This is a genomic window from Micromonospora sp. NPDC005413 (assembly GCF_040606435.1).
Classification (GTDB): Bacteria; Actinomycetota; Actinomycetes; order Mycobacteriales; family Micromonosporaceae; genus Micromonospora.
Map to the genome: position 1 here is coordinate 55,056 of NZ_JBEXEV010000035.1, position 20,285 is coordinate 75,340.

Annotated in this window: 20 protein-coding genes; 13 read left to right on the forward strand and 7 right to left on the reverse strand. The window is 69.5% G+C overall.

The features are described from left to right. Positions 1 to 31: 31 nt before the first annotated feature. Entirely contained in the window at positions 32 to 766 is a 735-nt protein-coding gene (locus ABZS37_RS27440; protein ID WP_355173581.1) for a TraR/DksA C4-type zinc finger protein, read from the reverse strand. On the opposite strand from ABZS37_RS27440, the gene ABZS37_RS27445 reads away from it, so the two are divergent. After that, positions 765 to 1,061: a chorismate mutase gene (locus ABZS37_RS27445; protein WP_355173583.1), complete on the forward strand. Its 297-nt coding sequence runs from the start codon at positions 765 to 767 to the stop codon at positions 1,059 to 1,061. The two genes, ABZS37_RS27440 and ABZS37_RS27445, sit on opposite strands and share 2 nt — an antisense overlap. Before the next feature lie 61 nt (positions 1,062 to 1,122). On the opposite strand, the gene ABZS37_RS27450 is transcribed toward ABZS37_RS27445, so the two are convergent. Next, positions 1,123 to 3,114 (reverse strand): acyl-CoA dehydrogenase, encoded by a 1,992-nt coding sequence (locus ABZS37_RS27450; protein ID WP_355173585.1) that lies wholly within the window; start codon positions 3,112 to 3,114, stop codon positions 1,123 to 1,125. A gap of 115 nt (positions 3,115 to 3,229) precedes the next feature. On the opposite strand from ABZS37_RS27450, the gene ABZS37_RS27455 reads away from it, so the two are divergent. Next, entirely contained in the window at positions 3,230 to 3,358 is a 129-nt protein-coding gene (locus ABZS37_RS27455) for a hypothetical protein (RefSeq protein ID WP_355173587.1), read from the forward strand. 280 nt (positions 3,359 to 3,638) lie between these two features. Here the strand turns inward: ABZS37_RS27455 and ABZS37_RS27460 are convergent, their stop codons facing one another. Both ABZS37_RS27460 and ABZS37_RS27465 read right to left on the reverse strand, forming a co-directional pair. Continuing rightward, the gene (locus tag ABZS37_RS27460) at positions 3,639 to 4,580 is read right to left on the reverse strand and encodes an NADP-dependent oxidoreductase (protein ID WP_355173589.1); all 942 of its coding nucleotides are present in this window, start codon (positions 4,578 to 4,580) and stop codon (positions 3,639 to 3,641) included. 141 nt (positions 4,581 to 4,721) lie between these two features. Further along, the gene (locus ABZS37_RS27465) at positions 4,722 to 5,354 is read right to left on the reverse strand and encodes a hypothetical protein (protein ID WP_355173591.1); all 633 of its coding nucleotides are present in this window, start codon (positions 5,352 to 5,354) and stop codon (positions 4,722 to 4,724) included. A gap of 86 nt (positions 5,355 to 5,440) precedes the next feature. On the opposite strand from ABZS37_RS27465, the gene ABZS37_RS27470 reads away from it, so the two are divergent. The 3 genes from ABZS37_RS27470 (at position 5,441) to ABZS37_RS27480 (ending at position 9,859) form a co-directional block, all read left to right on the forward strand. Further along, positions 5,441 to 5,917, forward strand: a complete 477-nt coding sequence (locus tag ABZS37_RS27470; RefSeq protein ID WP_355173593.1) for a cupin domain-containing protein — start codon at positions 5,441 to 5,443, stop codon at positions 5,915 to 5,917. 9 nt (positions 5,918 to 5,926) lie between these two features. Continuing rightward, positions 5,927 to 6,544: a DsbA family protein gene (locus ABZS37_RS27475; RefSeq protein WP_355173595.1), complete on the forward strand. Its 618-nt coding sequence runs from the start codon at positions 5,927 to 5,929 to the stop codon at positions 6,542 to 6,544. Between the two features lie 318 nt (positions 6,545 to 6,862). Then, positions 6,863 to 9,859, forward strand: coding sequence for a glycoside hydrolase family 95 protein (locus ABZS37_RS27480; RefSeq protein ID WP_355173597.1), 2,997 nt, complete (start codon positions 6,863 to 6,865; stop codon positions 9,857 to 9,859). Between the two features lie 91 nt (positions 9,860 to 9,950). On the opposite strand, the gene ABZS37_RS27485 is transcribed toward ABZS37_RS27480, so the two are convergent. From ABZS37_RS27485 to ABZS37_RS27495, 3 genes are all read right to left on the reverse strand, one after another. Continuing rightward, positions 9,951 to 10,664, reverse strand: a complete 714-nt coding sequence (locus ABZS37_RS27485) for a hypothetical protein (protein ID WP_355173599.1) — start codon at positions 10,662 to 10,664, stop codon at positions 9,951 to 9,953. A 109-nt stretch (positions 10,665 to 10,773) separates the two neighbouring features. Further along, positions 10,774 to 11,436 carry a response regulator transcription factor gene (locus tag ABZS37_RS27490; protein ID WP_355173619.1) on the reverse strand — a complete coding sequence of 221 codons (663 nt, stop codon included), beginning with the start codon at positions 11,434 to 11,436 and terminating at the stop codon, positions 10,774 to 10,776. A gap of 26 nt (positions 11,437 to 11,462) precedes the next feature. Continuing rightward, positions 11,463 to 12,593: a sensor histidine kinase gene (locus ABZS37_RS27495; RefSeq protein WP_355173601.1), complete on the reverse strand. Its 1,131-nt coding sequence runs from the start codon at positions 12,591 to 12,593 to the stop codon at positions 11,463 to 11,465. Between the two features lie 143 nt (positions 12,594 to 12,736). Here ABZS37_RS27495 and ABZS37_RS27500 point away from each other — a divergent pair, with 143 nt between their 5' ends. From ABZS37_RS27500 to ABZS37_RS27535, 8 genes are all read left to right on the forward strand, one after another. After that, entirely contained in the window at positions 12,737 to 13,726 is a 990-nt protein-coding gene (locus tag ABZS37_RS27500; protein ID WP_355173603.1) for a carboxymuconolactone decarboxylase family protein, read from the forward strand. Between the two features lie 8 nt (positions 13,727 to 13,734). After that, a complete protein-coding gene (locus ABZS37_RS27505; RefSeq protein WP_355173605.1) occupies positions 13,735 to 14,187 on the forward strand; it encodes a DUF6220 domain-containing protein in 453 nt (150 codons plus the stop codon). After that, a complete protein-coding gene (locus ABZS37_RS27510) occupies positions 14,184 to 15,923 on the forward strand; it encodes a multicopper oxidase family protein (protein WP_355173607.1) in 1,740 nt (579 codons plus the stop codon). Before ABZS37_RS27505 ends, ABZS37_RS27510 begins: the two co-directional genes overlap by 4 nt. 77 nt (positions 15,924 to 16,000) lie before the next feature. Beyond that, positions 16,001 to 16,273 (forward strand): GlsB/YeaQ/YmgE family stress response membrane protein, encoded by a 273-nt coding sequence (locus tag ABZS37_RS27515; RefSeq protein WP_354996521.1) that lies wholly within the window; start codon positions 16,001 to 16,003, stop codon positions 16,271 to 16,273. A 200-nt stretch (positions 16,274 to 16,473) separates the two neighbouring features. Further along, positions 16,474 to 16,833, forward strand: coding sequence for a VOC family protein (locus ABZS37_RS27520; protein WP_355173609.1), 360 nt, complete (start codon positions 16,474 to 16,476; stop codon positions 16,831 to 16,833). 90 nt (positions 16,834 to 16,923) lie between these two features. Next, entirely contained in the window at positions 16,924 to 17,343 is a 420-nt protein-coding gene (locus ABZS37_RS27525) for an OsmC family protein (RefSeq protein WP_355173611.1), read from the forward strand. Between the two features lie 92 nt (positions 17,344 to 17,435). Beyond that, positions 17,436 to 18,521: a hypothetical protein gene (locus tag ABZS37_RS27530; RefSeq protein WP_355173613.1), complete on the forward strand. Its 1,086-nt coding sequence runs from the start codon at positions 17,436 to 17,438 to the stop codon at positions 18,519 to 18,521. Between the two features lie 188 nt (positions 18,522 to 18,709). Next, complete coding sequence (locus tag ABZS37_RS27535; RefSeq protein ID WP_355173615.1) at positions 18,710 to 20,137, forward strand: non-reducing end alpha-L-arabinofuranosidase family hydrolase; 1,428 nt, start codon at positions 18,710 to 18,712, stop codon at positions 20,135 to 20,137. Positions 20,138 to 20,285: the final 148 nt, after the last annotated feature.

Sequence of the window (20,285 nt, forward strand, 5' to 3'; positions counted from 1 at the left end):
CCACCTGTGGCGCACGGCAGCCACATCGGTGTCACCCGTTGTGCTTTTCCTGGCACGGCACACAGAAGCGTGCGTGCGGGAGAGCCTCAAGCCGCTCCGCCGGAATGTTCTGGCGGCACTTCTCGCAGGCACCGTAGGTGCCGTCGGCGATCCGGCTCAGCGCACCGGTGATGTGCTCGATGTTCCGGCGGGTGGCCACCAGCAGCGCGGCCCGGTTGTGGGCCTCGCTGGGGTCGCCGGTGTCCGCGTTGAGTTCGGTCAGTTCCCGCAGCCGAGCCGTCTGTGTGGCGAAGTCGTCCGCCAGGGACGCGCGTAGATCAGCGAGCCAACTGTGGTCGGCCGGACGATGATCGATGCTCATGGTCTGCCTTTCAAGAAGAGGGGAAAAAGAAAAAGGGCCGAAGCTTGAATAGCTTCGCCCTGGCGGTCGTTCTGGGTGCAACGATTCCGCGGGAGGGTCTCGGCCGGTTCGCGCCGGGCTCGACAGCTTGTGTGTCGGCGCGACGTGCAGCGCGCGGACAACCGGCACCCGCATCGAGGCCGTACGATGCGCTGCCGCCACGTGGACAGCGTCGACTGCCGCCACCTCAGTGACGGCAGGCGAGCGGAACGTCACCGGCGGCATGCCTCCACCATAGGGCGACGACTGCCCTAAAGCCAACGCCGTCTGACGGATGGTCAACGCGGTCAGCGGTGGCAGCTCAGTCGTCGGGGCCATCGGCAGGTGGTCCGGGCATTCGGCCCGCCGTGCGACGATTTCCGGCATGACAGACATCGCGTCAGCGCTGACCGACATCCGCGCTCGGATCGATGAGCTGGACGGTGAGCTCGTCGGGCTGCTCGCCCGGCGGGAGGCCCTGGTCCGGCGGGCGGCCCCGCTCAAGAGCGACCAGCAGGCGGTCCGTGCACCGGACCGGGTGGCGCAGGTGGTGGCCCGGGTCCGCGCGCTGGCGAACGAGGCCGGCGCGGACCCGGACCTGATCGAGCGGATCTACCGCGGCATGATCCAGGCCTTCATCGACATGGAGACCGACGAGCACCGCCGGCTCACCGACGCCTGAACTCGGCACGGCTCAGGCCCTGGGCGACTCACCCGCCTCGAAGAGGAGGGTGAGTCGACGCCTATGCCGGGACTGCCTGCGGATCACCGGCGGCGTCATGGGCGGCCATCGTCTCCTGCCGGCCGGATTCCTCGCGCAGGATGGCGCAGTGCAGCCATTTCTCCGGGATGCCGAAACCGTCCACGAGCGTCCGCATGTGCGGGCGCAGCTCCTTGAGCAGGCCATTCACCACGCCGGTGACCGCCTTCGAGCGGGCTGGCGTGAGCCGGCCGTGCTCCAGGAGCCATCCCTTGTTGGCCTCGATGACACTGAGCGCGTACAGGTCACAGACCCGGGAGAGCAGCGCCCGGACCGCCGGGTCGGCGGTGTCCTCGATGCCGGCGACGAACGCCTCCAGGGTGACCCGGTCGACGTGCGCGGCGGCGACGGCGAGGACGTGGTCCTGGACGTCGTTGAAGATGTCGAACGGACGGTCCTTCTTCGTGGCCGCGCCGTTGCGAAGGCGGCGGACCGCCCCGTCGAGGAGGTGCCTCTCGCGGTCCTCGAAAACCTTGAGCTGCCAGCCGCGGTCGGTGACGGCGACCTCCTCGTCGCGGCCGGGCACGGCGCCGATCAGCCGCTCGATGAGCGACCGGGCAGCGGTGCGCTCGAGCACCATCTCGCGGACCTGTTCGGCGACGAAGGAGGCGCGCCCCCAGCCGTCCAGCGAGCCGAACTCGTCACGGTAGCCGGTGAGCAGCCCCTTGGCCACCAGCTGCAGCAGCACCGTGTTGTCGCCCTCGAACGTGGTGAAGACGTCGGTGTCAGCCTTGAGGCTGGGTAGCCGGTTCTCGGCCAGGTAGCCGGCGCCGCCGCACGCCTCGCGGCACATCTGGATGGTGCGGGTGGCGTGCCAGGTCTGCGCGGCCTTGAGACCGGCGGCCCGGGACTCCAGCTCCCGTTGCCGGTGTTCGTCGACCGGCCCGGCGCCGCCCTGCACCTGAGCCAGCGTGGTGACCAGCTCGGCCTGGGCGAAGTGCAACGCGTACGTGGTGGCCAGGGCGGGCAGCAGCTTGCGCTGGTGGGCCAGGTAGTCGTTGAGCAGCACCTCCCGGTCCGCGTCGGGCGTGTCGAACTGGCGGCGGATGTCGCCGTAACGCACCGCGATGGTCAGCGCCGACTTGGTGGCCGCCGACGCGGCACCGCCCACGCTCACCCGGCCGCGGACCAGGGTGCCGAGCATGGTGAAGAAGCGCCGGGAGTCGTTCTCGATCGGGCTGGAGTACGTCCCGTCCTCCGCGACCTGACCGTACCGGTCCAGCAGCATGTCCCGTGGCACCGTCACGTGGTCGAAGCTGAGCCGTCCGTTGTCCACGCCGAGCAGGCCGGCCTTGGGCCCCGCGTCACCGATGGTCACGCCGGGCAGCGGGGTGCCCTGCGCGTCGCGGATCGGGACCAGCCACGCGTGTACGCCGTGCCGCTGCCCGTTGGTGATCAGCTGCGCGAAGACCACCGCCATTCGCCCGTCCCGGGCCGCGTTGCCGATGTAGTCCTTGCGGGCGGCCTCGTGCGGGGTGTGCAGGTCGAAGGTCTGCGTCTGCGGGTCGTACGTGCAGGTGGTGCGCAACTGCTGGACGTCGGAGCCGTGGCCGGTCTCGGTCATCGCGAAGCAGCCGAAGATCTTGCCCGAGATGATGTCCCGCAGATAGATGTCGTGGTGCCGCTGGGTGCCGAGGGCCGCGACCGCACCGCCGAAAAGGCCCCACTGCACGCCCGCCTTGACCATCAGCGACAGGTCGACCTGCGCCAGCATCTCGCTGGCGACGATCGAGCCCCCCACGTCGGATCTGCCGCCGTACTCGCGGGGGAAGGCCGACGCCATCCCCAACTCGACGGGGAGCGCGGTGAGGAGCCGGGTGATCCGCTCACGTGCCTGGTCACCGGTCTCGCCATACACGGGGAGGAATCGCGCGTCGAGCTGATCCCGGTGCGCGTTGCGGACCTCGGCCCACGGCCCGTCGAGCACTTCCCGCAGGCGAGCGAGGTCGATGTGGCCGGACGCGTAATCGGACATTGTCACCCCTCGGCTGGTGGACATATGGGTACAGTCTGTACCCGATCAAGGGTACGGGCCGCTGCGGTGACCCGCTGAGCGAGACCGCGGTGAGACGGGACACCCTCGCCGAGCCGTGCCGGCCGGTGCCCCGCACGAGGGCATCACCCGGATCGCGAAGGACCCGGTGAGGCTGCGCCGGGCGACCGTGGTGCTGATGTCCGCCCGGGGGCAGTCGGACGCTTTCGAGCTGAGTCGTTTGTGACATCAGGTGGCGTCTCGGCCGCCGTGTCGCCAGTCGGCCACTGATCCGTTTACGACATCAGCTCGAAAGCGTCTCGCGGGAGGTTCCTCCGCCGGTGTCCGAGCGGGTCCTGAGGTGACTGGCGGATCCGAAGAAACAACGGCTTACCCAACGCGTCCGCCTCGTGGGCGGTGGGGGAGCACCATGATGGCCGCGGGCGACAACGTCTGTCCACATTGTGATAGCGGATTTCGTGAGGCGCTCAACTTCTGGGCGATCTACCGGTAGTCGACACATCCGATCAGGAGTGCTGCGGTCCTGGTTCCTTCGCGACCTGGATGATCGTCTTTCCGGGTGTGCGGTGGCCGTGGCGGGCGAACGCGGAGGCCGTTTCGGAAAGCGGTCGCACGGCGCCGACAATGGGGTTGAGCCGTCCGGCGCGGAGGCGCTCGGCGAGGTCGGTCAGCCGGGCGCGGTCGGGTTCGACGACGAAGAAGATGGCTCGTCCGTCCTTGGGCTGCACGCTCGGTGGCATGGCGATGGTGACGAGGGTGCCGCCCGGGCGTACCAGTTCGGTCGATCTCTCGAGGATGTCGCCGCCGATGACGTCGAACACCACGTCCACCTCGCCGATGTGCCGCACATCGTCGGCGGCCAGGTCGAGGAAGGTCTGCGCACCGAGCCCGAGCGCGACCTCGCGGTCGTCGGCTCGGCCGGTGCCGATCACACGGGCGCCCACCTCTCGCGCGAGTTGGACGGCGATCGAGCCGACGCCGCCCGCAGCACCGTGGATGAGGACGGTCTGGCCGGTCGTGAGGTGGGCGTGGTCGAACAGTCCCTGCCATGCGGTCAGTCCGGAAATGGGCAGCGCGGCGGCCACGGTGTGGTCGATGTCGGCCGCGAGGGGGGCAAGGTTGCGAGCCTCCACCGCGGTGTATTCGGCAAGAGATCCGTTGCGGGTCCAGTCGGTCAGTCCGAAAACCCGCTGGCCTACCGTGAGGCCGGTGGTTCCGTAGCCGAGTTCGACCACGACTCCGGACAGCTCGTGCCCGGGGATGCTGGGCGTCCGGTCGCGGCCCGCGCGATCAGACCACGTTGCCGGCCAGTCCAGCTCTCCGGGGGTGAAGCCCGCGGCGTGCACTTGCACGATGACATCGTTTTCCGCAGCGTGGGGGTAAGGCATGTCGGTCAGGGTGAGGCCACCAACACCCGCGTCACGGTCGCGCACGGTGATCGCTCGCATGCTCGAATCCTCTCAAGAACGTTCATTCGTCGTGCTGCTTCGTGTGGGTCTGGCTGGGCACCGCGTGGATCCGGAGGGACCGAAGTCGTTCCCCCGCGTACCCGGTCGACCAGGCCCGGGCCGTAGACGATCGAGCAGCTGTCAGGCCGGTCGGGCGGCGGGTTCGCTAATGGGCGACCGGTGGCCTCCGTGGCTCGCGACCAGCGCGTCTGCCACGATCTCCGCATCAGCTTCCGCGACGTCCGCTGGGTACTCCGGTAGCAGGTCGTCCCAGACGACCAGCCACGACCCGTACAGTTGGGCCTGCCCCTCGGGCCGAGCGAAGAACCAGACGTGCAGGTGGGCGCCGCCATCCCCGATGCGGTAGACGTGGGCCCGCGAGATGTGCGGCAACGCCTGCACGTGGCGGACGATGCGAGTGCTCAACAGCCCCAGTTCGGCAGCCAGCTCGTCAGGTAGATCCGCCATGTCGTAGTGATCGCGCGGATGCAGCATGAGCGCCAGCGGGACGCCCACGCCCGAAATTCGGGTGAGCCGCCAGTGATCGTTGAACCAGATTCCTTCGTCCCGGTCGGAGCAGGCGTCGCAGTCCGACGGATCCTCGCCGTGCCGCGCGGGCTCCGGGAGCACCGGCGGGCGCAACGGCGCTACGCGCAGCCCGTCCGGATCGAACGGACTGATCTCCCATCCCGTCATGTGTGCCAACGGGAGCCGGCGCTCGCTGTCCGCGACGGCGATTGCGTGGTCGTAGAACTCGTCTGGTCGCAAGGCCATGCGACGAAGTCTAGTACGACAAGATTCCTTGACGGCAAGCAGCTTAGCGATAAGCTAGTTGCAAGCTAATCTGTGGAGGGATCGCCATGACGTACACGGCGGAGTTCGGCGCGGTCAGCGCCGCGCACCATCCGGAAGCCGCGCAGGAGCGGACGGTGATGCGCTCCGGCACGATCGGCCGGTTCATCGCCCCCGGCAGTGCCACCCAGGGCCGCTTCGGCCTCTACGAGTGGCGGATGCCGGCCAGGGGAGGCGGGGCGGACGCGCACTTCCACCGGACCTTTTCCGAGTCCTTCTACGTCGTGTCCGGCACCGTGCGGCTCTACGGCGGGTCGGGCTGGATCGACGGGCGGCCCGGCGACTTCCTACACGTACCCGAGGGTGGCGTGCACGGCTTCCGCAACGACAGCGACGCCGAGGCCGTGATGCTGATCCTGTTCGCGCCGGGCGTGCCGCGCGAGACGTACTTCCGCGAACTCGCCGAGATCTCCGCGACCGGCCGGACCCTGTCCGAAGAGGAGTGGACCGACCTGTTCGCCCGCCACGACCAGTACCGTGCCTGAGGAGGCCCGATGACGACGTACGCCGACATGTGGTTTGACCCGAAGTGCCCATGGGCCTGGAACACCTCCCGCTGGCTACTGGAGGTCGAGCAGGTCCGCGACGTGCGGGTGCGCTTCCACGTGATGAGCCTGTGGCTGCTCAACCACGGCCGCGAGGTCGATCCCTGGTATCGCGACTGGCTCACCGACACCCTCGGTCCCGTCCGGGTGGTCACCGCCGTGCGGCAGAAGTTCGGTGACGACGCGGTCCGCGACCTCTACAGCGCCCTGGGCACCCGCATCCATCACGACAAGACCCCGATCGGCCCCGAGCTCTACACCGCCGCCCTGTCCGACCTCGGCCTGCCGGCCGACCTCGCGGCCGCGGCTGACGTGTCCGACCATGACGAGGCCCTGCGCCGGAGCCACGAGGACGGCCTGCGGCCGGTCGGCGAGGACCTCGGCACCCCCGCCATTCACGTCCCCGCCCCCGACGGCACCGTCAATGCCTTCTTCGGCCCGGTCGTGACCCCCGTTCCCCGCGGTGAGGCAGCCGGTCTGCTCTGGGACGGCGTTCTGCTGGTCTCCGGCACCCCCGGCTTCTACGAACTCAAACGCGGCAACCGCCCCCGCCCGCGCGTCTCCTGAGAACAGGGGTGGTTCACCAGGGGTAGGTTCGCCGGTCGGCTCTGGCGCGCGGCGAACCTCACCCGCTCGGTGCCGTACATCTGATGTATGTGGATCTGGGCGGTGCCCGCCGGGCTCGTTCCGGCGGGCCGCCCTGCCGGCCCGCAGCAGGCTTCCTACCGATGAGCCTTGCTGGCGACGTTGTTGGTACGGGATTCCACCCTATTAATCGACCGTTGCCTATTCTGTGGCTCCGGAGTAACCTTCGCGAAACACATCAGATGTCTGGCCGTCTCAGGGGTCAGTCGTCGATCTGCTCAGAGACCGTTTGGAGGATCGATGTCAGACCTGACCCGACGGCAAGCCCTCAAGATCGGCGTAGCGGGAGCGGGCGGCGCCCTACTGCCCCTGCCCTGGACCGCCGTGGCCCGCGGAGACTCCGTGGCACCGCCGCAGGTGCTCGCCGCCGGGGACCTCGCGCTCTGGTACGACGAGGCTGCCGGCACCGACTGGCTACGGGCGCTGCCGATAGGCAACGGCCGACTCGGTGCCATGGTCTTCGGCAACGTCGACACGGAACGACTTCAGCTCAACGAGGACACCGTCTGGGCCGGCGGCCCCCACGATCCCAGCAACCCCAGAGGTCTGGCGGCGCTGCCGGAGATTCGCCGGTTGGTCAACGCGAGCCAGTGGACCCAGGCCCAGGATCTGATCAACCAGAACATGATGGGCAACCCCGGCGGGCAGTTGGCCTACCAGACCGTCGGCAACCTCCGACTCACCTTCGGATCCGCCAGCGGAGCGTCACAGTACGACCGGACGCTCGACCTCACCACCGCGACCACCTCGGTGACGTACGTGATGAACGGTGTCCGATACCAGCGTGAGGTGTTCGCCAGCGCGCCGGACCAGGTCATCGCGATGCGGCTGACCGCCGACCGGACCGGCTCGATCACCTTCACCGCCACTTTCGACAGCCCGCAGCGCACAACGGTGTCCAGCCCGGACGGCACCACGGTCGCCCTCGACGGTGTCTCCGGTAACCAGGAGGGCGTGAACGGCGCCGTCCGCTTCCTCGCGTTGGCCAACGCGACCGTCAGCGGCGGCACCGTGTCCAGCTCCGGCGGCACCCTGCGGGTCACCAACGCCAACAGCGTGACCCTGTTGATCTCCATCGGCTCCAGCTACGTCAACTACCGCAATGTCGGCGGCGACTACCAGGGCATCGCACGGCAGCGCCTCACCGCCGCTCGGGCCAGCAGCTACGACCAGCTGCGCAGCCGGCACGTGGCCGACTACCAGGCGCTGTTCGGGCGGGTCAGCCTCGACCTGGGCCGCACCTCCGCAGCCGACCAGCCGACCGACGTCCGGATCGCCCAGCACAACAGCGTCGACGACCCGCAGTTCTCGGCGCTGCTGTTCCAGTTCGGCCGGTACCTGCTGATCTCGTCCTCGCGCCCCGGCACGCAGCCGGCCAACCTGCAGGGCATCTGGAACGACTCGCTGACCCCCTCCTGGGACTCGAAGTACACGATCAACGCCAACCTGCCGATGAACTACTGGCCGGCCAACACGACCAACCTGGCCGAGTGCCACAACCCGGTGTTCGACATGGTCCGGGACCTGTCGGTCAGTGGCGCCCGCACCGCGCAGCTGCAGTACGGCGCCGGTGGCTGGGTCACCCACCACAACACCGACGCGTGGCGGGCCACCTCGGTCGTGGACGGCGCGTTCTGGGGCATGTGGCAGACCGGCGGCGCCTGGCTGGCCACACTGATCTGGGACCACTACCTGTTCAACGGTGACATCGAGTTCCTACGGGCGAACTACCCGGCCATGAAGGGCGCCGCGCAGTTCTTCCTGGACACGCTGGTGACCGAGCCGACCCTCGGTTACCTGGTGACCAACCCGTCGAACTCACCGGAGCTCAGCCACCACTCGAACGCCAGCGTGTGCGCCGGCCCCACCATGGACAACCAGATCCTGCGGGACCTCTTCGACGGGTGCGCCCGCGCGAGCGAGATCCTCAACGTGGACACGACCTTCCGGGCCCAGGTCCGTGCGACCCGGGACCGGCTCGCGCCCATGAAGATCGGCTCGCGCGGCAACATCCAGGAGTGGCTCTACGACTGGGTGGAGACCGAGCCCAACCACCGGCACATCTCACACCTGTACGGGTTGGCCCCCAGCAACCAGATCACCAAGCGCGGCACCCCGCAGCTGTTCGAGGCGGCCCGTCGGACACTGGCGCTGCGGGGCGACGACGGAACGGGCTGGTCGCTGGCCTGGAAAATCAACTTCTGGGCTCGGATGGAGGAAGGCAAGCGGGCCCACGACCTGATCCGCTACCTCGCCACCACCGCCCGGCTCGCGCCCAACATGTTCGACCTGCACCCGCCGTTCCAGATCGACGGCAACTTCGGGGCCACCGCGGGCATCGCCGAGATGCTGCTGCAGAGCCACGCCGGCGAACTGCACATCCTGCCCGCACTGCCGCCGGCCTGGCCGAGCGGGCGGGTGAGCGGCCTGCGGGGTCGGGGTGGGCACACGGTCGGCATCACGTGGAGCAGCGGGCAGGCCAGCGAGGTTCTCATCCGACCGGACCGCGCCGGCACCGTCCGCCTGCGCGGCCGGTTCTTCACCGGCACCGTCACGGTGGTCGACACCGCCGACGGTACGCAGGCCCGGACCACCCGGATCGAGACCGACCTCGTCGAGGTCACCGTGCAGGCAGGGCGCACCTACCGGGCCACCACCTCGGGCGCCACCACACCCACGCTGGAGCAGAGCTTCAGCAACGCCGGCATCACCAACGACACGAACACCGGCGTCGGGAACTTCGACGGCAACGGGGCCAGCCTTTCGGCGCAGGCCCTGGCGCAGGCCGGCGTCACCCCCGGCAGCACGGTGAGCCGCAACGGGGTCACCTTCCGCTGGCCCAACGTCAGCCCCGGCGTTGCCGACAACGCCATCGCCTCGGGGCAGTCCATCAGCGTGACCGGCACCGGTCGCACGCTCGGCTTCCTCGCGACCGGCACTTACGGCGCGGTGTCGGGAACCGCCGCGGTGGTCTACGCCGACGGCACCCGCCAGACGTTCACGCTGAGCACCCCCGACTGGTACGGCGGACCACATGCCGGTGGGACCGCCGCCATCGTGACCGCGTACCAGAACCGGCCCGGCAACCAGCGCCATGCCACTGTCGCCTGCATCTACTACGTGGGTGTCGCGTTGCAGAGCAAGGCGGTGGCCCGGGTCGAGTTGCCCAACATCAGCGCACGACCCGCGTCCGGTGTGCCGACCATGCACATCTTCGCCGTCGCGATCGGGGCCTGACGGGGTCGGCGCCTCCGTGCCGCAGGAATATCCCGCGCTCGTGCCTGTCCGACCGGGACAGGCGCGAGCGCGGGTATCGCGTCTGCCGTCCTCAGACCAGGAAATGCTCCCGCATCCGCGCGCCCAGATTGATGCCACCTACCGCCCGAGGGCCGGCGGGGTCGTGCACGGCGAGGGTGTTGTTGCGGCGCATCAGCTCACGGACCGGAGGCGGCAGCCGCGGAGGGTCGTCCATGGCGGCGAGGACCTGCCCGGCGCTCGTGATCAGTCGATCGGCCAGGGCAGCCGCGTCGGTGTCCACCCGCACCCGGCCGTACTCCCAACCGGCGGTGGTGAGGTCAAGCACCTCGAACACGCGCGTCAGGAGCGGATTCGTGTCGGTCACCCGGTCGAGCCGGCGCGCCTGGCCGCCGAGGACCGTCACGGCGGCGGTCACCTGCGCGTAGGGGTGAAAGCCGGACGGCAACGCGAACAGGGGCCACCGCAGGGCCGGGCCGGCCTCCTTCCACAGCGGCCGGTAGTTGCGACGGTGCACCAGGAGCCGTCGGCCCGTCCGCCGGTGTACCTCGTGGGCCTGGGCCTGTAGGTCCACGTGGGCCTCATCGGCGACCTGGCTCACGATCCGGGCCGCGACCACCAGACCGTCGTCGCTGCTCAGCGTTTCGGTGAGCGCCTCGACCTGCTGGGAAAACCGGATCTGCGCGTGGGCGCCGTATCGGCTCTGGACGTCCTGGAGCAGCGCGTCCTGTCGACCGGGATCGAGCTGGACCCGCCCACCGCCCAGCAACCGCCGGAGCCAACGCATGTCGCCTCGTTTCAGCAGAGCCGTCGCGGACCGCGGCAATGTTAGTGCGTCGGACCTTCCTCATGTGCTGAAGGGGTGGCTATTTCGTCCACTCTGACCATGATGGCGGTCAGCGGCGACGCGGCGTGATCAGTCCCGACTCGTACGCCCACACGACCAGTTGGGCACGGTCGCGGCAGTGCAGCTTCGTCATGGCCCGGTTGACGTGTGTCTTGGCGGTCAATGGACTGATCACCATGCGAGCGGCGATCGCGTCGTTACTCAGCCCTCGGGCGACGAGCTCGACGATCTCCTGCTCACGGGCGGTCAGCACGTCCCGTCCGGCCGCGGGATCGGTCGGCGGTGGGCCGGCAACGAACTCGCTGATGAGCGTACGGGTGACGGCCGGGGCGAGCAGAGCGTCGCCGCGAGCCACGACGGCGATGGCCTGCAGCAGGTCGGTCGGGTCGGCGTCCTTGAGGAGGAAACCGCTGGCGCCCGCGCGGAGAGCGGCGAAGACGTACGAGTCGAGCCCGTAGTTGGTGAGGATGAGGACGTGAATCGCGGCGAGGTCGGGATCAGCGGCGATGCGTCGGGTGGCTTCGATGCCGTCGAGTCCCGGCATCTGCACGTCCATGAGGACGACGTCCGGGCGCAGGCGTTGCGACAACTGGACGGCTGAGGTGCCGTCGGTGGCCTCGCCGACGACCTCCAGGTCGTCCTCGGCGTCGAGCAGCGCCCGGAACCCGGCCCGCATCAGCGCCTGGTCGTCGGCGAGCAGGACCCGGATCATGCCGGACTGAGCTGGCTGGACCTCGGTCACGCCGGGCCGTCCAGCGGGAACGTGGCCCGTACCGTGAACCCGCGGTCGTCGCGGGCGGCGGCGTGCAGCACGCCGCCCAGTCCGGTGACCCGTTCCCGCATGCCGCGCAGGCCCACACCCGGTGTCGTCGGCCGGGCCGGTGACGCCTGGCCGTCGTCGGTGACCGAGACGGTGAGCTGCGCCGGGGCGTACTCGACGTCGATGTGCGCGGTGGTGGGGCCGGCGTGGCGGGCCACGTTGGTCAGTGCCTCCTGGACGACGCGATACCCGGCCTGGTCCACCTCGACGGGCAGGTCCCGGGGCTGGCCGGTGACGGTCACGCGCACCGGTACGCCGACCGACCGGGTCCGCTCGGCCAGCTCGTCGACCCGGGCCAACCCGACGCGGTCTTCGTCGGCGGGAGAGCGCAGGACGTCCAGCGTCGTGCGCAGTTCCCGCATCGCGGCGCTGCTGGCCTCCTGGATCGCCAGCAGCGTGGCCGACGGTTCCTCGCCGTGCTTGCGGGCCAGGTGCACGCCGATCCCCGCCTGCACCTTGATCACGGAGATGCTGTGGGTCAGTGAGTCGTGCAGGTCCCGGGCGATGCGTAGGCGCTCCTCGCCGGCGCGACGCAACGCCATCTCCTCGCGGGTGCGTTCGGCCTCGATCGCCCGCTGCTCGACCTGTTCCAGGTATGCCCGGCGCTGCCGGGCGACGAGCCCGGCGACGTTGGCCGCCAGGAACCAGCCCAGCAGCAGGGCACTCCGCTCGACGATCTGCTGGCCGGGTCGGCCGGCGGGAGCGACCGAGATGTCGCGGGCCAGGAAGCCGCCGAGGAAGACGAGGCTGGCCAGGACGGCGACCGATCGATGCCCCCGCCAGGCGGTGAGGTAGACCGCGCCGAGGACGGGGAACGCGGCGGACACCCCGGAGTGCACCCGGAGGTGGAGGGCCAGCATGGCGGCGGTCACCGCGATCAACGCCACCACCGGGTACCGCCGGCACACCGCCAGGGCCGCCGCCATGACCAGGACCAGGGCGACGTCGATCACCCGTACCGGTGCGGCGTCCGGGGCGAGCGCGGCGTTGCCGAGCAGGAGGCCGCCGAGGGCGAGGCTGCTGAGGGCGTACGGCAGGTCACGGCGCATGGTCGAACTGTAGAACGGCGCTCGTCAGCGGAGCATCCCTCGTGCGCAGTAGATGAGGCGTACCACGGACGCGGTATCGGCGGCGGGCAAGTGCCTGCGGCGGCACGACGTTTTTCCGGCCCGCCGAGACAAGCATCGAGCTCATGACATACCGCTTCTTCACTCCCACCCCCGCGAAGTTGGCGACCGGTCTCACCGCGGAGGTCTACCAACAGTTGCGCGACGAGTTCCTCGGGCCGGTGCCCACCTTCCAGGCGCTCTCGGCCGTGCCGGAGGTGCTGGCCGCGACGTGGGCCCTGATGCGCGAGGCACTGCTCGCCGGGGACACGTCCCGGGTCGACCGGGAACTCGTCGCGTCGGCGGTGTCCCGGGCCAACCGCTGCCAGTTCTGCGTCGACGCCCACGTGCTGCTGCTACACGCGCTGGGCGAACCGAAGCTGGCCGAGGTCATTGCCCGGGGCGGGACGCCATCCGAGCCGAGGCATGCCGAGCTCGCACGCTGGGCCGAGGCGAGCCGCAGCCCCAGAGCCGCCGACTGGACCAGCCCGTACCGCCCCGAGGTAACCGGCACGCTGCTCGCCTTCCACTTCATCAACAGGGTCGTCTCGGCGCTGCTCGACCCCGATCTGCTTCCCGGGGGCCTGCAACGCTCCCCGTTGGTGCGGTCGGTCGGAGGCCGGCTCTACGCCAGGGCGGCCCGGGAGCTGAAGGAGCCCGGCCGCAGCCTCCCACTTCTCGACGCCGGCACGACGGCGTCGCCGAGCTGGGCGGGGGACAGCCCGGTCGGCGTCGCGTACGCGACGTTGCGGAACGCCGCCATGCAGGGCGGGGACCTTCTGAGCGACGTGGCGCGCCGGACCGTCACGGCGACCGTGCGCTGGGAGGACGGGCGGTACCCGGACCGGCCCGCGGACTGGGCCGTCGACCTGGTCCGGGACGTGCCGGGCGCGGACCGTGTGGGGACCCGCATCGCGCTGCTGGCGGCGTTCGCGCCCAGCGCGGTCACCGTCGGCGACGTCGCTCTCTGGCGGATGTCCCACCCGGCCGACGCCGACCTCGTGCGGCTGGTCGCGTACGGGGCGATCACGGCTACCGATCACGTCGCCCGGGCGCTGTCGCCCGCGCACCTCTAGGAGGCACCATGCGCAAGGCACTCGTCATCGTCACCGCTGTGCTGCTCGTCGCGTTCGTCCTGCAGTTCGTCTTCGCCGCCGTGGGCGCGTTCACCAAACCTGCGGGTGAGGGGGCGTATGCGCTGCACAGCGTCACCGGGATGGCGGTCATCCCCGTTCTCACCCTGCTCACCGCCCTGCTGGCCGTGCTGGCGAAGGCACCGGGCCGGCTCGTCGGGTTGGCGGTCCTGCCGCTCGGTCTCGTCATCCTGCAGGCCCTCATCGCCATGCTCGCGGAGGCGTCGACCGACGCTTCGGGCACCAGTACCGCGTTCGGCCTGACCATCGGAGGGCTGCACGCGCTCAACGGGATCATCGCGGTGCACGTCGTGGTCGGTGTCCACCGGGCAGCACGAAAGCTGGCCGACCCTGCGCTGGCCGGCGTGGCCCTCGTGACCGTCCGCGAAGGGGAGCCGGCATGACCGTCGGCTCGCTGCTCACGGCCGACCTCGTGATCACGGCCCTCGCGGTCGCCGGGTGGCTGGGCGGCGGTGCCGCGTCGGCCGCCGGGCGCCGTCCGCTCGCGCTGGGGCTGGCCGCCTTCGCGCTGCTCGCCACGCTCGCCCGCGCGGTCACGATCACCGCGCTCGCCCGCGCCGGCTGGTGGTTCGCGGCAGAGAAGGTCCTCGTCGCCGCTCCACTGTCGCTCGCGGCGGTGGTCGTCGCCGGGCCGCGGCTGCTACGGGCCCGGGGCGACATCCGGTCCGTCGCGGTCCCGCTTCTTTTCGCCGGGTACGCCGTGAGCGGCGGCCTGCTCGTCACGGTCCTGCACGGCTATCCGGCGTCGGCGGGCGTAGGGCTGCTCGCGGTCGCCGGGGTCGTCGCGGCGACCGCCCTCACGTGGCGCGTGCTCGGCCGGCGTCCGTCCCGGACGGTGTCCCGGGCGGCCCTCGTGGTGGCGGTCGCGGCGCTGGTGACCGGAACCGGGCTGACCGCCGCCCCGGGCGCCGCTCTCGGCGTACCCCATGATCATGAATATCCGGATGCGCGGGCCGTGGGCGAACCGACCAGGCGGTTCACCCTGACGGCCGGGACCGCCACGGTGAGCGTGAGCGGCCGGGACGTCGCGGCGTGGGCGTTCAACGCGCAGGTCCCCGGGCCGGAGTTGACCGCCAGCGTCGGCGACGTCCTGGAGGTGACGCTGCACAACCGGGACATCGCGCGGGGCGTCACGCTGCACTGGCACGGGTACGACGTGCCGAACAGGCAGGACGGTGTGCCCGGCGTGACGCAGGCGGCCGTGCTGCCCGGCCAGGAGTTCGTCTACCGGTTCCGTGCCGATCAGGCCGGAACGTACTGGTACCACACGCATGCGGTGTCCGACATCGGTGTGCGGATGGGCCTCTACGGCGTCCTGGTGGTGCGCCCGGCGCCGGCGACCGGCGTCGACGTCACGGTGCCGGTGCACACGCTGGCGGGCCTTCCACTGCCCGCGCCGAGAACGGAACCTGTCGAAGCCGGCGTACCCGTGCGGCTGCGGCTGATCAACACCGACGACACAACGCACCGGTACGCCCTGGCCGGGACCGCGTTCCGGGTCGCCGCGATCGACGGATCCGACTTGCGGGGCCCGACCTCGCTCGTGGACACCGCCGTGCTGATCCCGGCCGGGGGACGTTACGACCTGGTGTTCACCGCGCCCGCCACGCCGGTGGCGTTGTTCGTCGACGGACGGGCGGTCTACTCGACCGGGCCGGTGTCGACGGCGACCGGCGCCTGGCCGGTGCTGGATCCGCTCACCTACGGCGTCGGTTCTCCGGTGCCGTGGTCCCGGTACGACCGGAAGTTCACCCTCGTGCTCGACCGCGGCCTCGACCTGCACGGACTGCTTCCGCGATACGCCCACACCGTCAACGGCGCGGCCGATCCGGACATCCCGCCGCAGGTCGTACGCCTCGGCGACGTCGTCACGTTCACGATCGTGAACCGCTCCCTGGTGGTGCACCCGTGGCATCTGCACGGTCATCACGTCCTGGTGCTGTCCCGAAACGGAGTGCCGGCGACCGGAAGTCCGTTGTGGCTGGACTCCTTCGACGTACGCCCCGGCGACGTGTGGGAGGTGGCGTTCCAGGCCGACAACCCAGGATCGTGGGCCAACCACTGCCACAACCTGGGGCACGCCGACGCCGGGATGATGCTGCACCTGATGTACTCGTGATCCTGCGTGGCGGGTTTGGTAGTTAGTTGCCTGGGGCAATAGGAGGGCGACGACAAATCCTCTGGAGGACGGCTCTCGTGGAAGTTTCGGGTTTCTTCACCGCAATCATCATCGGCCTGATCATCGGCGCGCTCGGCCGGCTGGTCGTACCGGGCAAGCAGAACATCCCCATCTGGCTGACCCTGCTCATCGGTGTGGTCGCCGCGATCCTCGGCACCCTCGTCGCCGGCGCCGTCGGCGTCGCGGACACCAGCGGGGTCGACTGGATCGAGCTGCTCATCCAGGTCGTCTTCGCCGCCATCGGCGTGGCGATCGCCGCCGGCGCCTACGGCCGACGCCGCGTGCACTGATCTTCGCGCCACTGCCCGGCCCGATCCCGTTCAACGGGATCGGGCCGGCGCCCGTTGTGCGGGGCGGACGCCGCTGTCCGGCGCGGGGGAGAGGCAGCACACGCGCGAGGGTGTCCTGGTCAGCGGGAACGGCCCAATGCTCCCGTATGACAGAGTGGTCCATGCCCTTGAGTGCGTATCACCTCAGAACGTCGATCGCCGTGTCGGACATTCAGAAGGCGGTCGCGTTCTACGAAGGCAAACTGGGGCTACAGGCGCTGCAGTCCGGCCCCAGCGCGGCCGTCGTCGACGGCAGCCGCGTCTATGGTTCTGGTGGCGGGCCGGCGCTGAACGTGTACCAGTCGGTCACCGCCGGGAAGACCCCGGCCACACTGGCGACGTGGTACGTCGACGACATCGACCAGATCGTCGACGAGCTCGCCTCGTCCGGCGTCGAGTTCATCCGCTACGACCAGTTGGCACACGATGCCAAGGGGATCACTGCGCGGGCCGGCGGTGGCCGTATCGCGTGGTTCCAGGATCCAGACGGCAACACCTTCGCCCTCGAAGCCGACGTCTGATCCTCTGTCAGGAGATGCGGCAGGCCGGTGGCACGGGTGCCAGCAGGCCTGGGTAGTTTCCCTGTCATGACTGAGGACACCTTCCGCTCGGTGGAGATCGAGCGCACCAGCGTGGGGAACTACGTCGCGCGGAATGTGCGCGGCGGGTCGATGTCGTTGGGCACGGGCGAGGACGCCAGCTTCACGCCGGTGGAACTGCTTCTGGCTGCCATCGGCGGCTGCAGTGCGGTAGACGTGGACTACATCACCAGCCGCCGCGCCGAGCCGACCCAGTTCTCCGTCGGCGTGACTGGCGACAAGATCCGGGACGAGGCCGGGGGAAACCGGATGCAGAACCTCCGGGTCGAGTTCACCGTGACGTTCCCGGCGGGCGCGGACGGCGACAGGGCGCGTGAGGCGCTGCCCAGGTCACTGCAGCAGTCGCATGATCGGTTGTGCACCGTCTCCCGTACCGTCGAGCTTGGCACTCCCGTCTCGGTCGTCGAGGCTGCTGGATCCACCACAGACTGAGGTGGCGTTGCGCGCGCATCCGGTTGGCCGGGTGATCGTCTCTGAGCACGGCTACTCAGGCGCGGTGCCGTCCCGTGAGGTGAGGTGGTCGCATGCGTCGACTGCTGTTCCCACTGCTGATGGTGCTCGCCGTTGCCGTGGCTTGCGCCGAGCCGAATGTCCGGCCAGGCCGGCCGGACCCATCGGTCGCAGAGTCAGCGCCCGCCTCGTTGCTCGCCGACGGCAGTGTCGCGTGGGCTGACCTGAAGATCACGGACGAGGACCTCAACGGGCGCCCGGCCGGACCGCGGGTCCCGGGCGCCGGAAGCAAGCCGTGCCGGGCGGAGCATCTGGCCGGCCGGCTCACCAGCTGGACGCGGCCGGGAGGCGGCGGTGAGACGCCCCGCGGGATGGACGCCGCTGTCGGCAAGCTCATCGGAGAAGTGGACGTGCGGAACTCGTCAGAGGTCGAGTGCACGTTGCAGGGTGAAGTACCCACCACCATGCTCGCGGGCGGTCGCGCGATTCCCATGCTCTATACGCACGGCATCAACCAAGAGGCCCAGGCCCGGGTGGTCGCCGTGCCCGCCGGTGGTCATGCCAGCCTGCGCCTGGACTGGTCCGGGCCGTTCTGCCAGCCGGCCGACGGGACGCTGGAGCTCGCGATCGAGGTGCCGCACGACGGCGGCACGTTACGCGCACCCATCACTGCCGACGACCGACCCGGTTGCCAGCAGGGCGAGGGGATCAATCCCAACGCCCGGGCGACGCTGTACGCGAGCGGGTTCACCGAGCAGACCGAGGTGTCGACGCCCCCATCCTCGCCGCTGGACCAGCTCACCGTCACTGTCGCGGGACCGCCAACGGCCGCGGCCGGGTCGCGGCTCACCTTTCGCGTGACGCTCGGCAACCCAACCGGCGGTCCGCTCGCGCTGGACCCTTGCCCGGGCTATCTGATGGAGCGTTTCTCCCTCGGCGATGCGACGAACGAAGCGGTGAACACTTCTCAGCTGTACCGGTTGAACTGTCGCCCGCTCACGCAGATCTCCGCCGGTGGCACGGCCGTGTTTGAAATGGTCGCCGAGGTGCCGGCCTCGATGCGTGCAGGGCGCGAGCTGACGATTACCTGGAAGTTCTATCTGCCGAACTTCGCGCAGCGTGGCAACCAGTTCGGGGTCTTCACCCTGAAAGTCGCCTGACGGCAGGCGCCACCCCCAATCGCGGGGAGAACGATCAAGCGGAACGGGTGGCCGGGGTTCACATCCTCTGACGGATCGAGGTTGAGGGTATGGGAGCGCTCCCGTAACATACCCGACGCGGCCTGTTAACGCTCACAACCATGAGCCCCGTCAATGTGTTGGCCGCCATCCCGTCAGGAGGGTGTTATATGGTCAGATCCAGAGCTACCAATGTCGGCCTGATGTCGGCCGGCGTCGCTTTACTGGTGTCGACGACTGTTGCGGTAGCGCTGCCGGCTGGAGCCGCGGCCGCGGGCTGTTCGGTGAACTACGCCGTGTCGTCGCAGTGGCAGGGCGGGTTCGGTGCCAACGTGTCGGTCACGAACCTGGGCGATCCGTTGACCAGTTGGACGTTGACGTGGTCGTACGGCGCCGGGCAGACGGTGACGCAGGCATGGAACACGTCGTTGACGCAGAGCGGCTCAGCGGTGACCGCGAAGAACGTGAGTTACAACGGTTCGGTCCCGACCAACGGCACGGTGTCGTTCGGCTTCAACGGGGCGTGGACGGGCAGCAACCCGGCGCCGACGAGCTTCGCGCTGAACGGTGTGACGTGTACCGGCAGCACGACGCCGACGACCCCGCCGACGACCACGCCGCCTCCGACGACCCCGCCGCCGACCACGCCGCCTCCGACGACCCCGCCTCCGACGACGCCGCCGCCTGGTACGTGCAACCTTCCTTCGACGTACCGGTGGTCGTCGACGGGTTCGTTGGCGAACCCGAGGTCGGGGTGGGTGTCGTTGAAGGACTTCACCGTGGCTCCGTACAACGGTCGGCAGCTTGTCTACGCCACGACGCACGATTTCGGTTCGTCGTGGGGTTCGATGAACTTCGGTCTGTTCACGAACTATTCGGAGATGGCTTCGGCCAGTCAGAACGCGATGAACTCGGGCACGGTCGCGCCGTCGTTGTTCTACTTCGCGCCGCGCAGCATCTGGGTGCTCGCCTATCAGTGGGGTCCGACCGCGTTCTCCTACCGGACCTCCAGTGACCCGACGAACGCCAACGGTTGGTCATCGGCGCAGCCGCTGTTCACCGGCAGTATCTCCGGTTCCGGTACCGGGCCGATCGATCAGGCGGTCATCGGTGACGGCACGAACATGTACCTGTTCTTCGCCGGCGACAACGGCAAGATCTACCGGGCCAGCATGCCGATCGGGAACTTCCCGGGCAGCTTCGGCAGCAACTACACGACCATCATGAGTGACACGACGAACAACCTGTTCGAAGCCGTGCAGGTCTACAAGCTCCAGGGGCAGACCCGCTACCTCATGATCGTCGAGGCGATCGGGTCGCAGGGCCGCTACTTCCGCTCCTTCACCGCCACCAGCCTGGGTGGTTCGTGGACCCCGCAGGCCGCCAGTGAGAGCAACCCCTTCGCCGGTAAGGCCAACAGTGGCGCGACCTGGACCAACGACATCAGCCACGGCGAGTTGCTCCGCACCAACGCCGACCAGACCATGACCGTCGACCCGTGCAACCTGCAACTGCTCTACCAGGGCCGTGCCCCCAACTCCGGCGGCGACTACGGCCTCCTGCCCTACCGACCGGGTCTGCTGACCCTGCAACGCTAACGACGTACGTTCCTGATTCTCGCGGTCAGCGGCGTACACCAAATCGGGTGAACGTTGCCACGGCCCACGAGAAGGGCGGGCTCGGCGCAAAGCCGAGCCCGCCCCACAACCCCCCCAGTGCCCAAAGAAAACGAAAACAGAAAACAAA